Source organism: Candidatus Polarisedimenticolia bacterium, from assembly GCA_036004685.1.
In the GTDB taxonomy this organism is placed as follows: domain Bacteria; phylum Acidobacteriota; class Polarisedimenticolia; order Gp22-AA2; family AA152; genus DASYRE01.
This window is the reverse complement of sequence record DASYRE010000043.1, coordinates 1-21922: the sequence shown is the minus strand read 5'-3', so window position 1 is coordinate 21922 and position 21922 is coordinate 1. Positions and strand designations below refer to the sequence as shown.

The 21922-nt window shown below is 66.6% G+C and carries 17 protein-coding genes and 3 tRNA genes; 13 read left to right on the top strand and 7 right to left on the bottom strand.

Annotation, left to right across the window (positions count from 1 at the left end; all coding sequences use genetic code 11):
• Positions 1 to 46: 46 nt before the first annotated feature.
• Complete coding sequence (locus tag VGR67_11615) at positions 47 to 2062, bottom strand: TonB-dependent receptor plug domain-containing protein (protein ID HEV8337056.1); 2016 nt, start codon at positions 2060 to 2062, stop codon at positions 47 to 49.
• Between the two features lie 677 nt (positions 2063 to 2739).
• Between VGR67_11615 and VGR67_11610 the strand changes: the two genes are divergently transcribed.
• Positions 2740 to 3555 carry a phosphatase PAP2 family protein gene (locus VGR67_11610; protein ID HEV8337055.1) on the top strand — a complete coding sequence of 272 codons (816 nt, stop codon included), beginning with the start codon at positions 2740 to 2742 and terminating at the stop codon, positions 3553 to 3555.
• A gap of 13 nt (positions 3556 to 3568) precedes the next feature.
• Complete coding sequence (locus tag VGR67_11605; GenBank protein HEV8337054.1) at positions 3569 to 4558, top strand: M28 family peptidase; 990 nt, start codon at positions 3569 to 3571, stop codon at positions 4556 to 4558.
• A 260-nt stretch (positions 4559 to 4818) separates the two neighbouring features.
• On the opposite strand, the gene VGR67_11600 is transcribed toward VGR67_11605, so the two are convergent.
• The 3 genes from VGR67_11600 to kaiC form a co-directional block, all read right to left on the bottom strand.
• Positions 4819 to 6063, bottom strand: coding sequence for an ATP-binding protein (locus VGR67_11600; GenBank protein ID HEV8337053.1), 1245 nt, complete (start codon positions 6061 to 6063; stop codon positions 4819 to 4821).
• A gap of 62 nt (positions 6064 to 6125) precedes the next feature.
• On the bottom strand, positions 6126 to 6461 hold the full coding sequence (locus tag VGR67_11595) for a circadian clock KaiB family protein (GenBank protein ID HEV8337052.1): 336 nt from the start codon (positions 6459 to 6461) through the stop codon (positions 6126 to 6128).
• Positions 6451 to 8232: a circadian clock protein KaiC gene (gene kaiC / locus VGR67_11590; GenBank protein ID HEV8337051.1), complete on the bottom strand. Its 1782-nt coding sequence runs from the start codon at positions 8230 to 8232 to the stop codon at positions 6451 to 6453. The genes VGR67_11595 and kaiC overlap by 11 nt, the downstream gene beginning before the upstream one ends.
• A 582-nt stretch (positions 8233 to 8814) precedes the next feature.
• On the opposite strand from kaiC, the gene VGR67_11585 reads away from it, so the two are divergent.
• Positions 8815 to 9126 (top strand): hypothetical protein, encoded by a 312-nt coding sequence (locus tag VGR67_11585; GenBank protein HEV8337050.1) that lies wholly within the window; start codon positions 8815 to 8817, stop codon positions 9124 to 9126.
• Between the two features lie 105 nt (positions 9127 to 9231).
• On the opposite strand, the gene VGR67_11580 is transcribed toward VGR67_11585, so the two are convergent.
• From VGR67_11580 to VGR67_11570, 3 genes are all read right to left on the bottom strand, one after another.
• Positions 9232 to 11652 carry a PAS domain S-box protein gene (locus VGR67_11580; GenBank protein ID HEV8337049.1) on the bottom strand — a complete coding sequence of 807 codons (2421 nt, stop codon included), beginning with the start codon at positions 11650 to 11652 and terminating at the stop codon, positions 9232 to 9234.
• A 28-nt stretch (positions 11653 to 11680) separates the two neighbouring features.
• Entirely contained in the window at positions 11681 to 12169 is a 489-nt protein-coding gene (locus tag VGR67_11575; protein ID HEV8337048.1) for a GAF domain-containing protein, read from the bottom strand.
• Positions 12170 to 12359: 190 nt separating this feature from the next.
• The gene (locus tag VGR67_11570; protein HEV8337047.1) at positions 12360 to 12935 is read right to left on the bottom strand and encodes an outer membrane beta-barrel protein; all 576 of its coding nucleotides are present in this window, start codon (positions 12933 to 12935) and stop codon (positions 12360 to 12362) included.
• Between the two features lie 181 nt (positions 12936 to 13116).
• Between VGR67_11570 and VGR67_11565 the strand changes: the two genes are divergently transcribed.
• From VGR67_11565 to VGR67_11520, 10 genes are all read left to right on the top strand, one after another.
• Positions 13117 to 13208: transfer RNA gene (locus tag VGR67_11565), tRNA-Ser, on the top strand.
• A gap of 88 nt (positions 13209 to 13296) precedes the next feature.
• A complete protein-coding gene (gene rpiB / locus VGR67_11560; GenBank protein ID HEV8337046.1) occupies positions 13297 to 13782 on the top strand; it encodes a ribose 5-phosphate isomerase B in 486 nt (161 codons plus the stop codon).
• Positions 13779 to 15464, top strand: a complete 1686-nt coding sequence (locus VGR67_11555) for a glucose-6-phosphate isomerase (GenBank protein ID HEV8337045.1) — start codon at positions 13779 to 13781, stop codon at positions 15462 to 15464. The genes rpiB and VGR67_11555 overlap by 4 nt, the downstream gene beginning before the upstream one ends.
• Complete coding sequence (gene gltX, locus VGR67_11550; GenBank protein ID HEV8337044.1) at positions 15461 to 16903, top strand: glutamate--tRNA ligase; 1443 nt, start codon at positions 15461 to 15463, stop codon at positions 16901 to 16903. The genes VGR67_11555 and gltX overlap by 4 nt, the downstream gene beginning before the upstream one ends.
• 123 nt (positions 16904 to 17026) lie before the next feature.
• Positions 17027 to 17100 (top strand) — tRNA-Gln (locus VGR67_11545).
• 116 nt (positions 17101 to 17216) lie between these two features.
• Positions 17217 to 17291 (top strand) — tRNA-Glu (locus VGR67_11540).
• Positions 17292 to 17375: 84 nt separating this feature from the next.
• Positions 17376 to 18089, top strand: a complete 714-nt coding sequence (locus tag VGR67_11535) for a hypothetical protein (GenBank protein HEV8337043.1) — start codon at positions 17376 to 17378, stop codon at positions 18087 to 18089.
• Between the two features lie 55 nt (positions 18090 to 18144).
• Complete coding sequence (locus tag VGR67_11530; GenBank protein ID HEV8337042.1) at positions 18145 to 19755, top strand: carboxyl transferase domain-containing protein; 1611 nt, start codon at positions 18145 to 18147, stop codon at positions 19753 to 19755.
• A gap of 7 nt (positions 19756 to 19762) precedes the next feature.
• The gene (locus VGR67_11525; protein ID HEV8337041.1) at positions 19763 to 21280 is read left to right on the top strand and encodes an acetyl-CoA carboxylase biotin carboxylase subunit; all 1518 of its coding nucleotides are present in this window, start codon (positions 19763 to 19765) and stop codon (positions 21278 to 21280) included.
• A gap of 1 nt (position 21281) precedes the next feature.
• Positions 21282 to 21788 carry a biotin/lipoyl-containing protein gene (locus tag VGR67_11520; GenBank protein ID HEV8337040.1) on the top strand — a complete coding sequence of 169 codons (507 nt, stop codon included), beginning with the start codon at positions 21282 to 21284 and terminating at the stop codon, positions 21786 to 21788.
• Positions 21789 to 21922: the final 134 nt, after the last annotated feature.

The following is a 21922-nucleotide window of genomic DNA, read 5'->3' as shown; positions in this document are numbered from 1 at the left end:
GCCGCAAAACAGAGCAGCAAAGCGCGCGAGCGCATCCAGCCCCCCCCTACCATCGCCGTACGAACCTTCCCAGGAAACTGCGCTCGATTTCGGTGGCGCCTCCGGCGAATTCCGCGTGGTGACGCGAGAGAAGGTTCTGCCCGGCGAGCGATACCTCGATGCCGTGCGTCAGACGCCGGCTGAACATGACGTCCATCTCGGTGTAGCCTTCGACCCGTTGGCGCGGCAGGCTGCCGACGTATCGGAGCGTCATGTCCAGGCTGAAGCTTCGAGGAAGATCCAAGGCGGAGCGGAGGCCTGCCATGTGCCTTGGACTCGATCCTTCGATGGAGCCCGCGGTCGTGGTGTCTCCGCTATCCGCGGCGCTGACGGCGTTCAATCGGAGGTAGGAGTAGGAGCCGCTGAGGCGCCAGACGTCGAGGGGCTGCCACTCGTACGCCAGCTCGGCGCCGCCGGCTTTCGCCGTCATCTTGTTCCGGAAGAAAATCGGGATGACGGTGTGATTCGGCGGAGGAGACGTCTCGGTGAAGGGGGTACCGGGCTCCAAGCTCAGGAGCTGGTCGTAATCGTTGTAGAAGACGGCGAAATCGAGGAACAGGCGCTTGGCCGCCTCGACCCGGTAGCCGGCTTCGTACGCGACGAGGCGCTCCGGCTCGAAGTCCTTCGTCCCGACGACGCGGATGAACGTCGGGGTCGTGGGCTCGAGCAGCGCAGTGATGCTGAGGTCGCTCTCGACCCGCGAGGGAATCCGCAAGGCGCGCGAAATAGCCGACCAGAGCACGTGTCTCGGCCCGGGGCTGAAAAGGAGCCGGATGTTCGGTTGGCAGTCGAACCCGTTGTAGTCGTTGTGCTCGAATTTCGACCCGATCGTGAGGGTCCAGCGCGACGGGACGAGCCTGATTTCGTCTTGCACGAAAGCGCTCCAGACGTCGTCGGTCCGATCGGGAGGAGAGAACTGGATGGTCGGCACCGATTCGGTGTCCCCGGACGTGATGCGATATCCGGCGCCCCACAGGAGATCGTGGCGCGATCCGACTTGAATCAGATGCCGGAAATCGACGTCGAAGGTGTCTCGATCCTCTTGAAAGGCGGACTGGCTTCGGTGCGTGCGGTCGTAATAGAGCTGCAGCGTCGTTTCGGAATTCCCCCCGAGCCGGTGCTTCCACTGTCCGAGGAGATCCGCACCCCAAAGATCGGTGTCTTCCTCGTCAATCCGGAGGTAAGGAGAAGTGTAGGTCGTGATCGTCGAACGGGCACCCGCGCTGCCGCTATAGGCGCTTCCCTGAAAGGAGAGGTGATCCTGGTTTTGGGGATCGGCGTCCAGGCGGAATCCCGCGAGCGCCATGTGCCAGCCGTCGTAGTCGTCCCCGTCCGCATGGAATTGCGCGTCGCGATCGGAGAATTTCGCGAACGTCCGGAAGGCCACATTCCCCGACGTCTTGCTTCCGAACCGCCCGGTGGCCACCAAGCGATCTTCGTTTCCGAGCCGCAGCGACGCGTACGCTCCCTGGGTGGCCTGCGCGCTCTTGGTGATGATGTTGATGACGCCGTTCACTGCGTTGGCCCCCCAGAGCGTCGCCCCGGGACCCCGAATCACTTCGATCCGCTCGATGTCGTTGAAGAGCGTGTCCTGGGCGTCCCAATAGACACCCGCGAACAGCGGCGAGTAGACGCTTCTTCCATCAATCAAAACAAGCAGCGATCGGGACAGGGAGCTGGTGAAGCCCCTGACTCCGACGGCCCATGTGCTCGAGTTGACCCGCGCCACCTGGACGCCGGGCACCAGGCGAAGCAGGTCCGGAAGGCTCGTCGCTCCCGAACGTCGAATATCCTCCGAGGTGATGACGTAGACCGCCGCAGGCGAGTCCCGGAGCGTCTCCGGCTTCTTGGAGACGGAGGTTACCTCCATGTTCATCACCGCCTCGATGCCGATGGAGGTGAGATCGACCGAGGAATCCTGGCTTCGGGCCGCGCCGGTTGTGCCGGCGAGGGCGAGCAGGAGAAGGGTCAGAATCCGGTTCGGATGGCACCGATGTCGGCTGCCGAAGCGGAAGTCTGGCACTTTGGCTGTCTCCCTCACTCTCCAGATGCGAAACCAGTCAACGATATGGCCCGGCCCACCTGGTACCTCTATCGGGACGCAGTTTCCCCGTAGAATTCGGCAAACCCGGACGGCCGCACCGTTTCGCATCCTCACGGGCGTCCGATGAGGTTGTAATCTAGTCGGCGAGGCCGCCAAGTCAAGGCGGAACATGAATTTGCGCAATACCCGACGAAGTATCCTCCTGCCACCGCATCTTTCGGAAGGCAAAGGAAATGCGGGACGGGTTCTATTCCACGGCCTAGGGGACGCGGCCTCCGCCAAGCGGGTCGCTCGGCTCACGTCAAAATCCCGACGTCCCTGCTCGGTGCGGGCTCGCTCGCCCCGGCGCGCTGCTGTATCCGCACCGCTCGACACCAGTTCGGAATTGGTCTTCTGCGACGATGAGGCCGAGAATGTTTGTTGTGAAGCCACACGCCCGAGCTTGTCGAAGAATCTCAGTCATGACGTTGATTGCCACCCTTCTGCTGGCCGGCTTCCCGCATGATTTGGCCCGAGCTGGCGAGCCGCCTTCTGGCGAAGCTGCTGCCCCCGTCGACCCGGAGCCACCGGCTGCCGTTCCGGACAACGCGACGCCTGCTCCTCCTGGATCATTAGAGGAGGATTCGATCGATCCCGCCAACCCAGGGCAAGATGCGGTGGATCCTTCCGAGGCCGCCGAAACTTCCGAACCTGCACTGGAAAAGCCCTACTGGCGGACGAATTTCTTCCGGCGCTTCTTCACAGATCAGCGATTTTTCTTCAGGACTTGGGCTCCTTCAGAGGCCAGGAACCCGGCTTTCTACGCCCCGTTCGTCGTGACGACCGCGCTTGCCTATGCCTCCAGCCGGGACGAGAACGGCGGCGTCGACGCCCAGCTCGAGGCCGATTTCCATTTGGATACCCAGGGAACTCCGAGGCGATGGGCGCGCTATTTTTCCGACTTGGGGGACGCGGGAACGGGGATCGTGCTGCTGGGGGTTGGCTACTTTGCGGGCCGGTGGAGCGGACACGACCGGTTCGCCGAAGCCTCGAGCCTCTCGGCGGAGGCCGCCCTCAGCGCCGGACTGTGGAGCTCAGTCCTCAAAGCCGTGACGGGACGGAACCGTCCCTCCTCGTCCGGCGTCGGGGACTTCGGCGACTACGACCGGACCCGAGGGGAGCACGTCGGCTCGTTCCCCTCGGGACATGCCACCGGGGCGTTCGCCGTAGCCACGGTTTTCTCGGGCGTGTACTCCGATCATAAATGGGTGTCTTGGCTGGCCTACGGCACGGCAGGCTTGATCGGCGTCTCGCGAGTGGCGCTCGCCCGGCACTTTCCTTCGGACGTCATCGCCGGCGCCTTGCTGGGCAACAGCATGGGACGAATGGTGCTCGCCCGGAGGAACGGGTCCGACCCGCCGCGCTCCAGCCTTCAGCCCATCATCGGCCCGGACCCCGGTCAGGTGGGCCTCGCCTGGAACTATTCCTGGTGACAGCCAACGGCGCATGAGGAAGTTCCTTCAGAGCCTCTTTCGAATCACGTCCGCAGTAATCGTCGTCACGACCGCGTTGGGGCTGGCGCTTGGATGGGCGCTTCGCCAGCCGAACCTGGGCGCTGTCCCTTACTCGGCGGCGCTCCACGCCGATCCCGGCCGCCTCGAGGCCCACGTGCGCTTCCTCGCCTCTCCGGATCATTCGCGCTGCGCCGACGACGCCGATGGGCTCGAGAGGGCCGCGACCTACATCGCTTCCGCGTTCCGCCGCACGCGCGCCAGGGTCTCGGAGCAGGTCTATCAAGCCGGAGGGCGCCCGATGCGCAATCTCATCGCCCTCTTGGGTCCCGCCGCCGGGCCGCGGGTCGTGGTCGGCGCCCACTACGACGCTTTCGGCGACTTTCCGGGGGCGGACGACAACGCCAGCGGCGTCGCCGGAATCCTCGAGCTGACCCGCTTGCTGGATCCGCAGACCCTGGCCACTCCCGTGGAGCTGGTCGCCTATTCCACGGAAGAGCCCCCCTATTTCGGCAGCCCCGACATGGGAAGCGCGATTCATGCGGGAGCGCTGTCCAAGTCGGCGGCGCAGGTGCGAGCCATGATCTCCCTGGAGATGATCGGCTATTTCAGTCCCACGCAGCCGAAGGTCAATCCGCTCATCCATCTCCTCTATCCGGGAAACGGACGCTTCATCGCGCTCGTCGGCCGGTGGGACGATCGAGACCTCGTTCGCACGGCCAAGAAATGCTTCCGCGGCGCCACGGAGGTACAGGCAGTCAGCTATTCGGGACCGGTGAGCCTGGGTTCCGACCTCTCCGACCAGCGTAATTATTGGGCCTTGGGATATCCGGGCTTGATGGTCACCGACACGGCGTTCATGCGCAACCCGAACTACCATGGAAAGACCGACACGGCCGACACGCTCGACTATCGGCGGATGGCCGGCGTCGTCGATGGCATCGCCAACACCGCCGTCCACCTGGCAAACGACCCGAGGCGTTGAAGGCCGTTTCGGGGCGCGTGCCGATACCGCGCCCCCCGACTAGTGTTGCGTTTCGGAAATCATGTTAAACACCGAGGTCGCCGAGGCGCCCGGATCGCAAGGCGCGCCAGAGCGTCGCCCAAGGCGGTACGCAAGCGAGGCGCAACGCGGCGAGCCGGGATGGATCGGGGGCCGAATGTAACATGATTTTTGAGACGCGACACTAGCAGGCTTTGGGTCAGAGGATCCGGCTGGGACGAGCCGGTTTCCGGATGGGCGTCTTACGCGGCGACCGGCAGGTGGACGACGAACTCGCTCCCCCGGCCCAGACCGGCGCTTTTAGCCTCGACGCTCCCCCCGTGCAGCTCGACCAACCCCTTGACGAGCGATAAGCCGATGCCGATCCCGCCCTGAGACCGCAGCAGACCCCGTTTCGCCTGTGAGAAAATGTCAAAGATGCGTGGCAGCATCTCAGCCATGATGCCGATGCCGTTGTCCTTGACCGACACGGTCACTTCATTTCCCTTCCGCTCGACGCTCAGACAGATGCGGCCGCCTTTCTCGGTATACTTGGCGGCGTTGTTCAGGAGGTTGGCGAAAACCTGGGCCAGTCGCACCGGGTCGGCCTTCAAGTGGATCGGCTCGGACGGCAGGGCGACGTCGAACTCGTGACCGCAGGCTTCGATGACCGGACGGCTGGTTTCCAGGGCAGCTTCGAGGACGGACGCCAGCTCGATCGGCTCGGTGCGCAGCTCGAGGGTGTTGCGCGAGATGCTGGACACGTCGAGCAGGTCGTCGAGCAGCCGGGCCATCAGCTGCACCTGACGGTCGATGACTCCTTGCGCCCATTGCAGCTCCGGCAAGGGCGGGCACTTGACCTTGAGAATCTGCGCGGCGTTGCGCAGCGGGGCGAGCGGGTTGCGCAGCTCGTGGGCGAGGGTGGCGAGGAACTCGTCCTTCTTGCGGTCGGCGTCCTTGAGCCGCTCTTCGCTGGCGTGCAGGGCCGCCTGGGTGCGCTGCAGCTCCTCGTAATGCCTCCGCTCCGTCAGATCGGTGACCATCAGGCACAGGCCCAGAGCGCCTTCGCGCAACGGGCTGACGCCGAGGCAGGCCGAAGCCGGCGAGCCGTCGTCGCGCAGCAGGGTGACCGTATCGTGGACCTCAATCGTTCTGCCGTCGTGCAGCAGCGCTTTGAGGCTGGCGATGCTCTCGGGAGCCGCGAAGTCGCCGATTGGGCGGCCGCGCAGGGAGGCGGGCGGCCGCTGGAGCAGGTCGGCGAAGCGGCCGTTGCAGCAGATGATCGACCCGTCGTCGGTGAGGGTGGCCGCCGGGTAGGGCACCCGCGTGACCAGCAGGCGATACGGATTGTCGGCTGTCTCCAGCGTGTAGACCTGCTCCCGCTCGGTTTCGACGAGGACGGCGTCTACTTCGCCGGCCCGGATGGCCTGGATGGCCTGCTCGGCTTCTTCCAGTCGCTGGCGCAATTCCTCGTTGTCGCGCTGCAAATCGTCGCTGATGGGCGTCATGGTCGGGTCCTCTTGAATATCGCCCGCCGCGGAAGTTTCGTCGGGTGCGTGACGTGTTGCTCCTAGGTATTGACTGGACGCAGTTGCAAACCTACCAGGGTCCGTTCCGTGTTCGACAGATCGCCGATTACTTTGCGGATCGGCTCGGGCAGCTTGCGGACCAGGGTGGGGATGGCGATGATCTGGTCGCCCTTGGCCAGCTGCGGGTGGATCAGCAGATCCACCACTTCGATCTTGTACTTGCCGGCAAGGTGCTCCTCGCACAGCCTGGTGAGGTTCTCAAAGGCGGCGACCGACTTGGCCGTTTTGCCGGCGACGTACAGTCTCAGCTCCCACACGTCCGGGTTGGCGGCAGTCAGATCGTCCAGGCTCTGCGGTATGCTGCGCTCATCTTCCATGGGCATCCTCCTGGGACGCAATTCGAGGAGTACGGTTCCTTTTGGTCTTGGCCGGCGCGTCGGCCTTGCGGCTGCGGGCCATCTGTTCACGCTCCTGCCGAATCTGGGCAATGGCCGCCTGCTCCTGGGCGATGAACCGCTTCAGCTCTTCCTCCTCCGCGTCGAACTCTCGTCGCTGGACGGCCATCTGGGCCTCCACGGACCGGCGCTTGCGCTCCAGGTCGCGTTGGCGACGGTCGATCTCCTGCTGCCGGCTCAGCGCGGCGGCCAGCTCGCGCGCCTCCTGGGCAAGCCGCAGTGATCCGGTGAGCACTCCCTCCGGACCGACGTAGATGTCCTGCAGATCGACGCCGTGGTCCGTCAGGAGGAACTCGCGGATCTGGTTGGAATGGGCCATGCCACGCGACTTCAGGACGTAAATGCCGCGGTTGCGCTCGCCGCCCAGCTCGATGTCGCGCATCAAGATCCAGGTGTCGATGAGGGAGGAGATGCCGACTCCGGTCTGCTCCAGAGCGATGCCGTCCTCGCCGTGGGTCAGGCTGGTGAACAGGGCGGTGATCTGCTTGTCCTTGAGGAAATCGATCAGCCGCGTCAGCATCGCCACGGATTCAGTCTGCGTGCTCGCTTTGAGGAAGTTGGTGATTGGGTCCACGATCACCACGCGCGGCTGGAAGTCGTTGACCAGCTTGTGCAGCATAGCCAGATGCGCCTCCAGCCCGTAGGACGTGGGGCGGGTGGCGTGGAAGCGCAGAAGGCCCTTCTCGAGCCACGGCGCCAGGTCGAGGCTGATGGAGCGCAGGTTGCGGACCATCTGGCTTTCCGACTCCTCGAAGGCAAGATAGAGGCAGCGCTCGCCGCGCCGGCAGGTGGCGTCGGCGAAATAGGCCGCCAGGCTCGTCTTGCCGGTGCCCGCCGTACCGGAGAGGAGCACGGTGCTGCCGCGGTACACTCCCTCGTCTCCGAGCATGGCGTCGAGCCGGGGGACGCCGGTGGAGATCCGTTCCTCCGATACTTTGTGCCGCAGGCCCAGCGAAGTGATCGGCAGGACGGAGATCCCAGTCTCGCCGATGACGAACGGGTATTCGTTGGTGCCGTGGAACGTGCCCCGGTACTTGACGATGCGCAGCCGCCGGGTCGAGAGGTTCTCGGTGACGCGGTGGTCGAGCACGATGACGCAATCGGAGACGTACTCTTCCAGTCCCTGACGGGTGAGCATTTCTCCCCTGCCGCGCTCGCCGGTGATGACCGCGGTCACTCCCTTGTCTTTGAGCCAGCGGAACAGCCGCCGCAGCTCCGAGCGCAGGATGGTGGAGTTGGACAGGCCGCCGAAGAGCGTCTCGATGGTGTCGAGCACGACGCGCTGGGCTCCCACGGTGTCGATCGCGTGGCCCAGGCGGATGAACAGGCCTTCGAGATCGTACTCGCCGGTCTCCTCGATCTCGCTCCGCTCGACGTGGACGTAATCGACCAGCAGCTTGTTCCGGGCAGCCAGCTCCTCCAGGTCGAAGCCGAGGGAACGGACGTTCTGGGCCAGCTCCCCGGCAGTCTCCTCGAAGGCCATGAAGACGCCGGGCTCGCCGAACTCGGTGGCCCCGTGAACGAGAAACTCCATGGCGAACAGGGTCTTGCCGCAGCCCGCGCTGCCGCAGATGAGCGTGGGCCGGCCGCGCGGCAGCCCGCCGCCGGTGATTTCATCGAGACCCTCGATCCCGGTCGGTGTCTTGGGGAGGGAACGGATAGCCGGGTTCTGCTTGACTGTGCTTTTACTCATCACTTCATCCAGACGCGCGATGGGCACTGCGTCCGCAATGATTGGTTCAGCCTCTGCTCCGGCCGGGGCAGCGACATTGCGGCCAGGCAGGCCCCGCTGCCTAACTGTCCGCCAGTATGCAAGATGACGCCTAGTGTACACCAACCTAGCGCGCGCAAGCACGCTCTATTTCTGATATGGAACGACCGGTCAAGTTGGTGCGGTCATTGGGGCCGACTCCTCCGTTTGCGGGCATAGGCGGGGCGGAAGACGATCGAGGAGCTTCTTTCGACGGTTGATCACTCTGATATTCGCGGATCGGGGGGTCCGCCGTCATGGTCGTGATCCGTCGGGAGCTGCCTCGGACTGAGAACGCAGGTCGGGCCGGGGGCCTGTCGCATAGAAATCACGAGGGTTCTCCTCTCCTTCGCAAGTCCACAAGGAACCCGAGGACAATCCTCGGTCTGGAAGATTGAAGGCCGATTCTCGGAAGTGATTCGCCAAGGTCTTCTTTCAGCGCGAAGAAAACAACAACCAGAAACATAGGCGTAGAATTACAGAAACCGGGCTGGGCCCGGCGGACGGAACCGTGGAGGTGGCCAAATGCTCTCGGTAAATTGCGATCTGGTGTTCGTGCAGGGAAAGGGGCTGGACGACCTCAACGATCGGCTGCGCGCCAATCCCCGCTTCGTCTTTTGGATCGACAAGAGGAAGCGCGGCAAGGAGGGCTGGGCCTTGTGGCGTCACAAGCAGGCCGTGACGCACAAAGGGGACGTCAAGCTCATCCAGAGCGGCGGCAAGTTCCGGGGCCGGATCCAGGATCGGTCCAACGGGATGCTCACCGGAGCCTTCCTCGGCTGGATCCTCCGGAATGCCAGCGATCTCATCTACCGGATCGAGTTCCGTCTGGAGTGAAAGCGCCTCCTGAGTCAGGGAAGGAGGCGACTGGCTTGGCGGGTGGCCGACCGCGCGAGCGGCAGTACTCGGGGAGCTACCGGCGCGAGACCGACGGCGAGAGGCTCATGACTTCAGGGCGGAGGCCACGACTTCGGAGAGCTGGCTCATCTGATAGGGCTTTTGCAGGAACCCCGCCATCCCTTCATCCAGGATTTCCTGCGCGGCGACGTTGAAACCGTACCCGGTGCACAACACGGCGCGAACCTCGGGATTGATCTCCTTCAGCGCCCGGAAGCATTCCCGTCCTCCCAGCCGCGGCATCACCAGGTCGAGGATGACCAGGTCGATCTCCTCGGCGGACGCCCGGTAGGTCTCGACCGCCTCCTGCCCGTCCGCCGCCGTCAGCACCTGATATCCCAGGCGCTTCAGGAACTCCCGGGCGACGCCGCGGACCGTCTCCTCGTCGTCCACCACGAGAATCCTTCCGGTTCCCTGAATCGCCTGGCCTCGCGGCGGGCGGCGATCCACGCCGGCTTTCGGAGAGGCCTCGGGCAGGTAGATGAAGAACTCCGTGCCCTGCCCGATCCGGCTGTCCACCTCGATGAAGCCGCCGTGGTTCTGGACGGTTCCGTAGACCATGGCCAGCCCCATGCCGCTTCCCTTGCCGTCCGCCTTGGTGGTGAAGAACGGCTCGAAGATTCGCCCGCGAATCGATTCGGGAATGCCGGTCCCGGTGTCGGCGATGTGAAGCAGCAGGCGGCTGCCGGGATCGAAGCCGGGGTGGCGGCGCAGTATTTCCGCGGAAGGCTCGACACGCCGGGTCCGGATCGAGAGAACGCCTCCATGCGGCATCGCATCGGCGGCGTTCATCCCCAGATTGAGAATCACCTGGCTGAGCTGGACCGGATCGCCGCGCACCCAGAACGGATCGACCGCGAGGTCCGCCTGGACGCGGACGTCGGCTGGCAGGCTGCCGGTCAGGAGCGTCACGACTTCCTGGACGACGGCATGGAGATCGATCGGTATGTTCTGGTTCTTCCCCTTACGGGCGAAGCCGAGGAGCTGCTGCGTGAGCTTCGCCGCGCGGGTCGCCCCCTTGGCGATCACTTCCGCCGCGTGGTGCACCTTGTCACCCGGGTTCGATTGGATCTGCAGGAGATCGGCGTAGCCGAGGATCCCCGTCAGGATGTTGTTGAAGTCGTGCGCGATCCCCCCGGCCAGCGTTCCGACGGCCTCCATCTTCTGGGAGTGGCGCAGCTGTTCCTCGCGCTCGCGCAGCGCCGCTTCCGTGCGCTTGCGCTCGGTCAGGTCCCGGATGTAGCCGGTGAACGCGGGAGGTCCGGTCAGAGGCACCCGGTTGAACGCGATCTCGACCGGGACTTCCGAGCCGTCCTTGCGCCGCGCCGTCAGCTCCATGTGCTTCCCAATGAGGTTGGACTCGCCGCTCGCGAGGTAGCGGTGGAAGCCTTTCTGATGCGCTTCGCGCAGGGAAGGCGGAATGACGAGCTCGGCCATCCGGGAGCCCAGAGCCTCCTCTCGGCAGTAGCCGAAGAGCGATTCCGCGGCCGGGTTGAATTCGGTGATGCGACCCTCGTGATCGATGGAGATAATCGCGTCGAGCGCCGTGACCAGGATGGCCCCCTTCCTGGCCTCGCTGCTGCGCAGCTCCTGCTCGGCGCGCTTCCGCTCCCCCACGTCGAGGATCAGCGCGACCGCGTTGCGCGGGCGGCCCGATTCGTCGACGAGCCACGAGGCGCTGACGTGGGCCCAGGCGATCGTGCCGTCCTTGCGAATGTAGCGTTTCTCGAACTCGATGGTGCGCGGATAGCTCCCGTCCGGCTGCGGGAAGGCGTTGTGGGTCTTCTCCAGATCCTCGGGATGGGTGATGTCCATCACGGTGCGCTCGAGAAGCTCCGCCTCCGTGTAGCCGAGGAAGCGGCAGTAGGCGGGATTGACCATGATGAGGCGGCCTTCGGGGTTCACCATGACGACCCCGGCGGCGGCGTTGAGGACGATCGATCGGAACTTCTCTTCGCTGGCGCGGAGCGCCTGCTGCGACTGCTGGAGCACCGTGAGGTTGGAGACGTCCTGGACCATGACGATGACCTGATCGGTCTCCCCGGTCATCGATTTGATCGGCATCGCCGTGGCGTACAGATAGCGGGGACGGCCGTGGATCTCGATCTTGAGCTCGTGATGCGCGACCTGCGCCGACTGGAACGGGCGTGCGGCGGGACACTCCTCGCAGGCGGCGTCGCGGCCGCACAGGACGCGATGGCACGGCTGCCCGAGCAGCGCGCCGGGATGGGAGCTGTCGAGGAAGCGGCGGGCGAAGACCGAGTTCGCCCAGATGACCTTCGGCGCCGAGTCCATGACCAGGAAGCCGGCGTCGGTCTGGTGGACGACGGCCGAGAGCTTCTGGCGCTCCCGCTCCAGGATGCGCATCTGCTCGTCCAGCAGCCGGAAGCGGCGCTCGTATTCCTCGATTCTGCAGCGCAGCGAGTCGACGCTCTCTTCGGGCTCTACGGTAGCGCGATCTTCCAAAGGGGAACCTCCCGCGAACCGTCGTGGGCTAGGCGGAACTCTTCGGAGGGCCGCCGTGGGAGGCGTTCTCATAGGCGCCGGCGAGGAAATCGGCCACCTTCTCGACCTGGGCGACCGCATCGCCGTCGAACGCATCGAGCTCGTGGCTGTCGATATCGATCTGACCGAAGATCTTCGGCCCTTTCCGGATGAGGACCACCAGCTCCGAGCGGGTCTGTGTGGAGCAGGCGAGGTAGTTCGGAGCCTGGCTGACGTCGGGGACGTTGATGTTCCGCCGCTCCGCCACCGCCGTCCCGCATATCCCGCGCCCGACGGCGATGAACACATGATCGGTCGGGGCGCCGATGAAAGGTCCGAGACGCAGCATGTTGTCGGGGAACAGCTCGTAGATTCCGGTCCAGTGGAAGCGCGGATTCGATTGGTGAATCAGCTCCACCGCCTGAGCGAGGAGCCGCTCGAAGCGGGCGCCTTGGGCCTGCGAGGCCTCCAGCTGGCGGCAGATTTCTTCTCCGTTCATCGGCTTTCCCTTCCGTGGCGTGCCCGTCCAATACGCTCGGTCCGCGGCGCCGTCCCCCGCGGACCGACTCCAGACAAACTCCGGCTGGGTGGGAATTTAGAGGCCAAACCGGGCCCGCGCAAGCCCATGCAGCAGTGGATCGGCGGGCTGGGCGGCCGCGACTCGAAGATCAGTCTGAAAACAAAGTGGGTTAGCGCCCCCCGACCACCCAGCCGACGCCGATCGAGAGCTGGTTGTTGGTGAAATCCCGATCGCTGAGCACGACGTTGTCGCCGCTGAAGGAGACGGCCCGGGCGTCGATCCGGAAATTGAACACCTTGGTGATGAAGAACCGGACACCCCCGCCGATGCTGAACAGCGGGTCGGTCTCCTCGTCGCTGCCGAAGACCGGATCGTCGACCTCGAGACGGATCGCCCCGATTCCCGCCGTGAAGTAGGGGACGACCGGCTGGTGCCGGTCGAAGATGAAGTTGAAGACGTAATTCGCCTGGAACTGGGTCACCGAGACGTCGATCTGGTTGAAGACGTCGTCCTGGGTCTCGACGCCCTCGAAGGAAAGCTCGACCTCGTGCATCGGCACGAAGTTGTAGCCGAAACGAAACCCTCCGCCCCATTTGTCCTCGATCTCGATGTCGCGATCGAAATCGAAACCGACGAGATAAGGGCCGAACTCCCAGGACTCGGAGCGGTTCTGAGCGCGCGCGGCGGGAGCGGCCAGCGCGCAGACGACGAAGATGGCGGCGAGCAGCGGAGCCTTGAGCTTCATGATCCCTCCCTGGTGGTCGGCGACCGGCTCGGATGTCGAACGATTCGCCGGGATTTTACGGGCGCCGGACGGGCGGGTCAAGGCGGCGCTTCGGGCCGACTCGACGCGCGGACTCGACGCGTGGACAAGAAAAGCGATCTCACGCTAGACTAGGCGCTCCCGGGCCAGCCTTGAAGGTTGCGGAGAGGTGCTGGAGTGGCCGAACAGGGCGCACTGCTAATGCGTTACCTGGGTAAAACCGGGTCGGGGGTTCGAATCCCCCCCTCTCCGCCATTTCAGTTTCCGATTGCCGCTCGGCTTCACGGCGACGCCGCGTAACGTGAGGACGCGCGCCGGCGCCGGGCGCGCAGAGGGAGGATCGATGGCAGTCGCTTCCTCCAAGAGGCCGAGGCGGCCCCGGGTCGCGCTGGGCTGCGACCACGCCGGATTCCATCTCAAGAAAGCCCTCCTGAGCTGTCTCGGCGAGAAGCGCTATCCCCTCGTCGACGTCGGGACGCGCAACACGCGGCCGGTCGACTACCCCGACTACACCTTCCGACTCTGCCGGGCGCTACTCGACGGGCGCGCCGACGTCGGCGTCATGATTTGCGGCAGCGGCGCCGGGGCGTGCATCGCGGCGAACAAGGTCAAGGGAATCCGGGCGGCACTCTGTCACGACCATTACACCGCCCACCAGGCCGTCGAGCACGACGACGCGAACGTGCTCTGCCTGGGCGCCCGCGTGATCGGCGAGTCGCTGGCGCGGGAGCTGGTGGAGGCGTTCGTGGAGGCGCGGTTCAGCGGCGAGCCGCGCCACCGCAGGCGCCTGGAGAAGGTGCTGGCCATGGAAAGGGGAGGGAAGCCTTGAGTCCCCTCACGAAGCTCGGCGCGCTTGAGAGAGCCGTCCGGAGCCGGCTGAGCCGGCTGCAATACGATCGATTCCTCGAGAGAATCTGGAAAAAGGACTCGACGCTTTGGAAGAGCGATCCGGCCCACGCGGCCGTGATCCGCAACCGTCTCGGCTGGCTCCCCGTCGTCGAGGCGATGGGCGGGGAGATTCCGCGGGCCCAGCGTCTGGGGGAGACGCTCCGAGGGGAGGGGGTGCGCGACGTCGTCGTCCTGGGGATGGGAGGATCGAGCCTCTGCCCGGAAGTGCTGAGCCGCGTTTTTCCGCCGCCGCCGGGAGCGGCGCGTCTCCGGGTCCTCGATTCCACCGATCCCGCCTCCATTCTCGATCTCGAGCGGGATCTGGATCCGGGGAAGTCGTTCTTCGTCGTCTCCAGCAAGAGCGGGACGACGATCGAGACGGAGTGCTTTCAGAGGCGGTTCGACGCCTACCTCCGCTCCGCCGGCATTGACGGCGCGGGGCGCCACTTCGCCGCCATCACCGACCCCGGGACGCCGCTCGAGAAGCTGGGCCGGAGCGCCGGGTACCGGGAGGTGTTCCTGAACCCGGCGGACATAGGCGGCCGGTATTCGGCCCTTTCGCTCTTCGGGCTGGCCCCTGCGGCGCTCGCGGGGCTGGACGCGGAGGGAATCCTCGACCGGGCGCGCGAGATGCTGAAGCTCTCGGCGGCCGACAGCCCCCCCGAGCGCTGCCCCGGGATGATCCTCGGGGCGATCCTCGGGGAGGCGGCGCTCGCCGGCCGCGACAAGCTGACGATTCTCGGTCCTCCGCCCCTGGACAGCTTCGCGATTTGGGCGGAGCAGCTGGTCGCGGAGAGCACCGGGAAGGAAGGGAAGGGCCTGATCCCGGTCGCCGGCGAGCCGCCGGGCGATCCGGAGAGCTACGGCGAGGACCGGCTCTTCGTGGTCCTCGAGCCGGAGAGGGTCGCCGAGGATTGGGGCCGCCGGATTCGCGCCCTGGAGGAGGCCGGGCATCCCGTCGTGCGGATCCCCGTGGCGGCGCCGTGCGACCTGGGGGCGGAGTTCCTGCGCTGGGAGCTGGCCACCGCTGTCGCCGGGTCGATCCTGGGGGTCGATCCGTTCGACGAGCCCAACGTTCAGGAAAGCAAGGACAACACCCGGGCCCTGCTGGAAGAATTCGTGAAGACCGGGTCGTTCCAGGAAGAAGAGCCATTGGGGGGCGACGAGGTCGCCACGTTCTACGGCGAAAAAGGAGGGGGAAGTCCCCGGGCGATCCTCCGCTCGTTTCTCGAAGCGCTCCGGCCGGGCGATTACTTCGCCCTGCAGGCTTATCTGCCGACGCGCGAAGCTCTGGAGCGGCCGCTGGGACGGCTTCGGGACGCCGTCCGGCAAACCCGGAAGACCGCCACCACCTTGGGCTACGGGCCTCGCTACCTCCATTCCACGGGGCAGCTTCATAAGGGCGGCCCGCCGCGCGGCGTCTTCCTGCAGATCGTGGCGGAAGGCGGCGAGGAGGCGGCGATTCCCGGCAAGCCGTTCGGGTTCTCCATCCTCGAGCAGGCCCAGGCCCTGGGGGACTTCCGGGCGCTGCGCCGTCACGGCCGCCCGGCGCTGCGGGTCCGGCTCAGGGAGGTGGAGGCGGGCCTGGCGTCGCTCGCCGAGCAGGTGGAGAAGGCGTTGTGACGCTGCGGGTCCGTTTCGCCCCGAGTCCCACGGGGTACCTGCATGTGGGAGGGGCGCGGACGGCGCTCTTCAACTGGCTCTTCGCCCGCGGCCGCGGCGGCACTTTCATCCTCCGGATCGAGGACACCGACGTCGAGCGCTCTCGCGAGGAGATGACCGAGGCGATTCTCGACGGAATGCGCTGGCTCGGGCTCGACTGGGACGAAGGGCCCTTCTACCAGTCGCAGCGCCGCGGCTTGCATCGGTCGATGGCGCTGAAGCTCCACGAAAGCGGCAAGGCCTACGCCTGCTTCTGCGATCCGGAGGCGATCCGGGGGCGCCGGGAGGAAGCGGAGCGGCGCGGCGCCGCCTGGAAATACGATCGCGTCTGCCTGGGACTTCCGGCCGAGGAAGCGCGGCGGCGCGCCGTCGCCGGCGAAGCCCACTGCCTGAGGTTCCGGGTCCCCGAAGGCAGCACCCGGTGGGACGACCGGGTCCATGGCGAGACCTCGTTCGCCAACGAGACGATCGAGGACTTCGTCCTGGCGCGCTCCGACGGCACGCCGACCTACCATCTTTCCGTCGTGGCCGACGACGTCGAGATGAAGATCACCGACGTCATCCGCGGCGACGATCACCTGAGCAACACGCCCAAGCAGATCCTCCTCTACCAGGCGCTCGAGCAGCCGATCCCGACCTTCGCGCACCTTCCCCTGATCCTGGGGCCGGACAAGAAGCGGCTGAGCAAGCGGCACGGCGCGGTGGCGGTGACCGAGTACCGCGAGGCCGGCTATCTGCCGGAGGCGCTGTTCAATTTCCTGGCCCTTCTGGGATGGTCGCCCGGCGACGGTCGCGAGTACCTGCTTCGCGAAGACCTGATTCGCCTGTTCTCCTTCGACGGCGTCGGGAAAAAGGGGGCGGTCTTCGACGAGCAGAAGCTTGAATGGCTCAACAGCCAGTACATCAACGCCATGCCGGCGGCGGCGATCCGCGAGGCGATCCGCGACGATCTCGAGCGGGCCGGAGGGTGGGATCCTTCCCTGGAGAAGGAGAGGCAGGAGTGGTTCGAGAAGGTCCTGGAGATGCTCAAGCCCCGGTCGCGAAAGCTGAGCGATCTGTCCCGCGACAGCGCCGTCTTCCTCAGCGAGAGCTGGGCATACAATCCCGACGCGGTCGCCAAGCACCTCAAGGATCCGGAAACCGCCCAACGCATCTCGGCGTTGAAGGAAGCGCTCGCCGCGGTGTCGCCCTTCGACGAGCCCTCGACGGAGGAGGCGCTGCGGAAAACGGCCGAGCGCCTTGGGGTGGCGGCGGCGAAGCTCATTCATCCGCTGCGCGTCGCCCTCACGGGGCAAGCCGTCTCCCCGGGGATCTTCACCGTCCTGGTTCTCATCGGCCGCGATCGCTCCCTGGCGCGCATCGATCGGCTCCTAAGTCATCTCGCCGGCGACCGGTGCTGAGCGGCGAAGCCGGCGCCCCTTCCGCCCCGGAGCCGGGGGAGGTCGGCGCGATACTCGATCCACCACGGGAGGACCGGTTTTGTTGACACCCCGCGGGAGCATTGGCTAGAATCCCCGCTCCGATCCGGGATCGTCCAATGGTAGGACACATGGCTCTGGACCATGGTATCGGGGTTCGAATCCCTGTCCCGGATCCACCTTATTAATAGGCGCCGGCGGAGCGTCTCCGCGGGCCCCGTCTCTTGACAGCTTTCGCGTCGCGTCGGTAGACTTTTGGCGGCTCGGAGGGAAGATCCTTCGGGGCGTCCTGGGAGGCGCTATCGTCTAGGGGTTAGGACGGGTGGTTCTCAGCCATCAAACCGGGGTTCGAATCCCCGTAGCGCTACCAGCCTTGTTCGAGGCCCGCGTCTGAGAAGCGGGCCTCTTCTTTTTGGGGCGTCCGCCGGCCGGTCCCGCGGAAAAGGGGAGTTTCATGGCGCTCATGCCGGAGAATTCCTACGCCATCGTCCTGCTCTTTCTGCTCACCGTGGCGGTTCTCGCGGCCGCTACCGCCGCCCTTCTCTGGTCGCTCGGCCGGGGCGGCAGGCGGCGGGCGCGGCGGATCCTGGAGGGAATGATCGTCGTCCTCGTCCTGTACTGGGGCGCCCTGCTCACCCATTCCCTGACCAGCCGGGAAAGGATCCTGGAGCCGGGCCAGCAGAAGTATCTTTGCGAGCTCGACTGCCACCTGGCCTATTCGGTGGCCAGCGTCTCGACCGCCTCGGCGCTCGGCTCGGGAGCGCACCGAACGCCGGCTCACGGAGTCTTTTACGTGGTGACGGTCCGGACCTGGTTCGACGAGAAGACGATCTCACCGCGCCGCGGCAGCCCGGCGCTCTGGCCGAACCCGCGGCGGGTCGTGGTGCAGGACGAGCGCGGGCGCGTCTACCATCCCTCCCGGGAAGGACTCCGGGCCCTGGCCTCCGACCGGATGACCGGCATCCCCCTGGATCGCCCCTTGCGTCCCGGCGAGGCGTACAGCACCAGCCTGGTGTTCGACCTGCCCGGCGCGCCGCAGCGTCTCCGCCTGCTGATCGGCGAAGACGATCTGCTCACGCGCTTCCTCATCGGGCACGAGAACAGCTTCTTCCACAAGAAGATCTGGCTCCAGATCCCGGACACGCGCCAGGCGCTCCGGGCCTCCTGACGGCGTCGCGCGCCGCGCGGCGACCCGGCGAATTCCTGTGTTACACTCCGTCGCCATGGAAATCCTCGCCTCTTCCATCGACACGCAGTCCGCGCGTTTCCGCCAGAACGACGCCTTTCACCGAGCGCTTTCCGCCGAGCTGAAGCAGCGTCTCGCGCAAACGCGGCAAGGGGGCGGAGAGGCTTATCGGAAGCGGCACGCCGGGCAGGGGAAGCTCTTCGTCCGGGAGCGGATCGATCGCCTGCTGGATCCCGGATCGCCGTTTCTCGAGCTGAGTCCTCTGGCGGCCTGGGGGCTGTACGACGGGGAGGCGCCGGGCGCCGGAATCGTGACCGGCGTCGGCCGCGTCAGCGGCCGCGAGTGCCTCGTTGTGGCGAACGACGCGACGGTGAAAGGCGGGACCTACTACCCCCTGACCGTCAAGAAGCACCTGCGCGCCCAGGAGGTGGCGGCCGAGAACCACCTTCCCTGCATCTACCTCGTCGACTCGGGCGGCGCTTTTCTGCCGCTGCAGGCCGAGGTCTTTCCCGATCGCGAACACTTCGGAAGGATCTTCCACAATCAGGCCCGCCTCTCCGCGCAAGGGATCCCGCAGATCGCGGCGGTGATGGGAAGCTGTACGGCGGGCGGCGCCTACGTCCCGGCGATGAGCGACGAGGCGGTGATCGTCCGCGGGACCGGAACGATCTTCCTCGGCGGGCCGCCTCTGGTGAAGGCGGCGACCGGGGAAGAGGTGTCGGCCGAGGACCTCGGCGGGGCCGAAGTGCACACCAGCCGCTCGGGAGTGGCCGATCACTACGCCGAGGACGATCTCCACGCTCTGGAGCAGGTCCGGGGGATCGTGGCGACCCTGGGGAGCCGCAAGACGGCCTCTCCCGACGTCGCGCGCCCCGAGCCGCCGCGCTTCGACCCCTCGGAGATCTACGGCGTGCTTCCGGCGACCTTCCGGGAAGCCTACGACGTGCGCGAGGTGATCGCCCGGCTCGTGGACGGCAGCCGGTTCCGCGAGTTCAAGGCCCGCTACGGCTCGACCCTCGTCTGCGGCTTCGCGCGCCTCGAAGGCTACCTGGTGGGGATCGTCGCCAACAACGGCGTCCTGTTCAGCGAGTCGGCGTTGAAGGGGACGCACTTCCTCGAGCTCTGCAGCTTCCGCGGCATTCCGCTCCTCTTCCTGCAGAACATCACCGGCTTCATGGTGGGACGGGAATACGAGGCGGGCGGCATCGCCAAGGACGGCGCCAAGATGGTCCACGCGGTCGCCAACGCCGACGTGCCGAAGCTCACGGTCATCGTGGGGGGCAGCTTCGGGGCGGGGAACTACGGAATGTGCGGGCGGGCCTACTCGCCCAGGTTCCTCTGGATGTGGCCGAACGCCCGCATCAGCGTGATGGGCGGCGAGCAGGCGGCGAACGTCCTGCTGACCGTCAAGCAGGAGCAGAACGCCCGGTCGGGGAAGCCCGAGATGTCGGCGGCCGAGGCGGAGGCGTTCAAGCGTCCGATCCTGGAGAAATACGAGTCGGAAGGAAGCCCCTATTTCTCCACCGCGCGGCTCTGGGACGATGGCATCCTGGATCCGGCCGAAACGCGGCGGGTCCTGGCTCTTGCGCTGTCGGTCTGCTTCAACGCGCCGGCCCGCCCTACGCGGTACGGCGTCTTTCGGATGTAGCCCCTCCGTGCCGCCTCCCCCCTTCACCCGAATCCTGATCGCCAACCGCGGCGAGATCGCCGTGCGTCTCATCCGCGCCTGCCGCGAGCTGGGGATCCGGAGCGTGGCGATCCATTCGGAGGCCGACGCGGACGCCCGGCACGCGCGCGAGGCCGATGAGGCGGTCGCGATCGACGGCCCCTCTCCCGTCGAGTCGTACCTGAACATCCCGCGCATCGTCGGCGCGGCGATCGGCGGCGGCTGCCAGGCCGTCCATCCCGGCTACGGGTTCCTCTCGGAGAATCCGCGGTTCGCGAAGGCGGTGGAGGAGGCCGGCCTGGCTTTCATCGGGCCCTCCGCCGAAACGATGCGCCGCCTGGGCGACAAGACGGAGGCGCGGGCGCTGGCGCGCGCGATCGGCGTTCCGGTCGTTCCCGGATTCGAGGGGTCGTCCAAGAAAAAGGACTTCGCCCGGGAAGCCGGACGCCTCGGCTATCCCGTCCTGATCAAAGCGGCGGCCGGCGGCGGAGGCCGGGGGATGCGCCGGATCGCGTCGGCGGCGGAGCTGGAGCCGGCGCTCGAATCGGCGCGCCGGGAGGCGGAGGGGGCCTTTGCCGACGATCGCGTCTTCCTGGAGAAGTACCTGGAGTCGGCGCGCCACGTCGAGTTCCAAATCCTCGGCGACGGCCGCGGCCGGGCGATCCACCTCTTCGAGAGAGACTGCTCCTTGCAGCGCCGGCATCAGAAGCTCGTCGAGGAGTCTCCGTCGCCGGCCCTCTCCGCGGCGCTGCGCGAGCGGATGGGGGAGGCGGCGGTCCGGCTGGCGGAAGCCGCGGCGTATCGAAACGCGGGGACGGTGGAGTTCCTCCTCGACACCGGCACCGGAGAATTCCATTTTCTCGAAGTGAACGCGCGCCTGCAGGTCGAGCATCCGGTCACGGAGCTGCTGACCGGAGTCGATCTGGTCGCGGCGCAGATCCGGATCGCTGCCGGAGACGCGCTGCCGTTCGAGACGGCCGATCTGCGCCCCCGGGGGCACGTCCTGGAATGCCGCGTCTATGCCGAGGATCCGGCGGCGGGATTCCTCCCGTCGGCGGGCCCCATCCTGCGCCTGGTTCTCCCGGAGGGGCCGGGAGTGCGCGTCGACGCCGGCTACGCCGCCGGCGACGAGGTCTCGGGACACTTCGACGCGATGCTGGCGAAGGTCGTCGTCTGCGCGGCAGATCGGGAGGCCGCGCTGCGTCGCATGGACCGGGCCCTCGCGGAGATGGTCGTGCTGGGCGTGATCACCAACATCGACTTCCTGCGCGCCCTTCTGGCCGAGCCCGATTTCCGCGAAGGCCGGGCCGGAACCGATTTCATCGGGCGGCGGATGGGCGGCTGGAAGGGGAGCGGGGGGGAGGTTCCGGACGAGGTCCTGATCGCGGCGGCGGTGGCCGAGATCGGCGCGGGTTCCTCTCGATCGGCGGGCTGGGGAAGCGCCGGCGACGCGGCCGACCTCCACGATCCCTGGGATCGCTCCGACGGCTTCCGTATGGGGACGTAGCATGGCGTTCGAGCGCCGATACCGCGCCGAGGGCGCCGAGTTCCGCGTGAGCCTGGAGCCCTCGGGCGGAGGGCACCTGGCGGAAGTCGACGGCCGGGCGCATGCGGTCCGCGTGCTGCGCTTCGAGGAAGGGGTTCTCGATCTGAGGGTCGGGGACCGGATCCGCCGGTTCCACGTGGCTTCCGATCCGCAGCGTCTGTTCGTCTTCTCGGCGGGGCGCTCCTACCGGCTGGAGCGCGTCGATCCGATCCGTCGCGCCGCGGGCGCGCGGGGCGCCGACAAGCCGCTCGAAGCGCAGATGCCGGCGCTGGTGCGCTCGGTTGTCGTCCAAGAGGGGGATCGCGTGGAGCGGGGGGCGACGCTGGTCGTCCTGGAGGCGATGAAGATGGAGATCCGCATGACCGCGCCGCAGGCCTCGGTCGTGGCGCGCATCCGCTGCCGCGAGGGAGAGCGGGTCGAGCGCGGCCAGGTTCTCGTGGAGATTCACCCCGCCGAGGACTCTCCCTAGTGTCGCGTCTCAAAAATCATGTTACATTCGGCCCCCGATCCATCCCGGCTCGCCGCGTTGCGCCTCGCTTGCGTACCGCCTTGGGTACGCGACGCTCTGGCGCGCCTTGCGATCCGGGCGCCTCGGCGACCTCG

What these genes read in the sequence shown, in the direction of transcription:
- VGR67_11520 (HEV8337040.1), top strand. Translation starts at nt 21,282, where the DNA reads ATGGCGTTCGAGCGCCGATACCGCGCCGAGGGCGCCGAGTTCCGCGTG.
- VGR67_11585 (HEV8337050.1), top strand. Translation starts at nt 8,815, where the DNA reads ATGCTCTCGGTAAATTGCGATCTGGTGTTCGTGCAGGGAAAGGGGCTG.
- VGR67_11575 (HEV8337048.1), bottom strand. Translation starts at nt 12,169, where the DNA reads ATGAACGGAGAAGAAATCTGCCGCCAGCTGGAGGCCTCGCAGGCCCAA.
- VGR67_11530 (HEV8337042.1), top strand. Translation starts at nt 18,145, where the DNA reads ATGGAAATCCTCGCCTCTTCCATCGACACGCAGTCCGCGCGTTTCCGC.
- rpiB (HEV8337046.1), top strand. Translation starts at nt 13,297, where the DNA reads ATGGCAGTCGCTTCCTCCAAGAGGCCGAGGCGGCCCCGGGTCGCGCTG.
- VGR67_11570 (HEV8337047.1), bottom strand. Translation starts at nt 12,935, where the DNA reads ATGAAGCTCAAGGCTCCGCTGCTCGCCGCCATCTTCGTCGTCTGCGCG.
- VGR67_11605 (HEV8337054.1), top strand. Translation starts at nt 3,569, where the DNA reads ATGAGGAAGTTCCTTCAGAGCCTCTTTCGAATCACGTCCGCAGTAATC.
- VGR67_11535 (HEV8337043.1), top strand. Translation starts at nt 17,376, where the DNA reads ATGGCGCTCATGCCGGAGAATTCCTACGCCATCGTCCTGCTCTTTCTG.
- VGR67_11600 (HEV8337053.1), bottom strand. Translation starts at nt 6,063, where the DNA reads ATGACGCCCATCAGCGACGATTTGCAGCGCGACAACGAGGAATTGCGC.
- kaiC (HEV8337051.1), bottom strand. Translation starts at nt 8,232, where the DNA reads ATGAGTAAAAGCACAGTCAAGCAGAACCCGGCTATCCGTTCCCTCCCC.
- VGR67_11595 (HEV8337052.1), bottom strand. Translation starts at nt 6,461, where the DNA reads ATGGAAGATGAGCGCAGCATACCGCAGAGCCTGGACGATCTGACTGCC.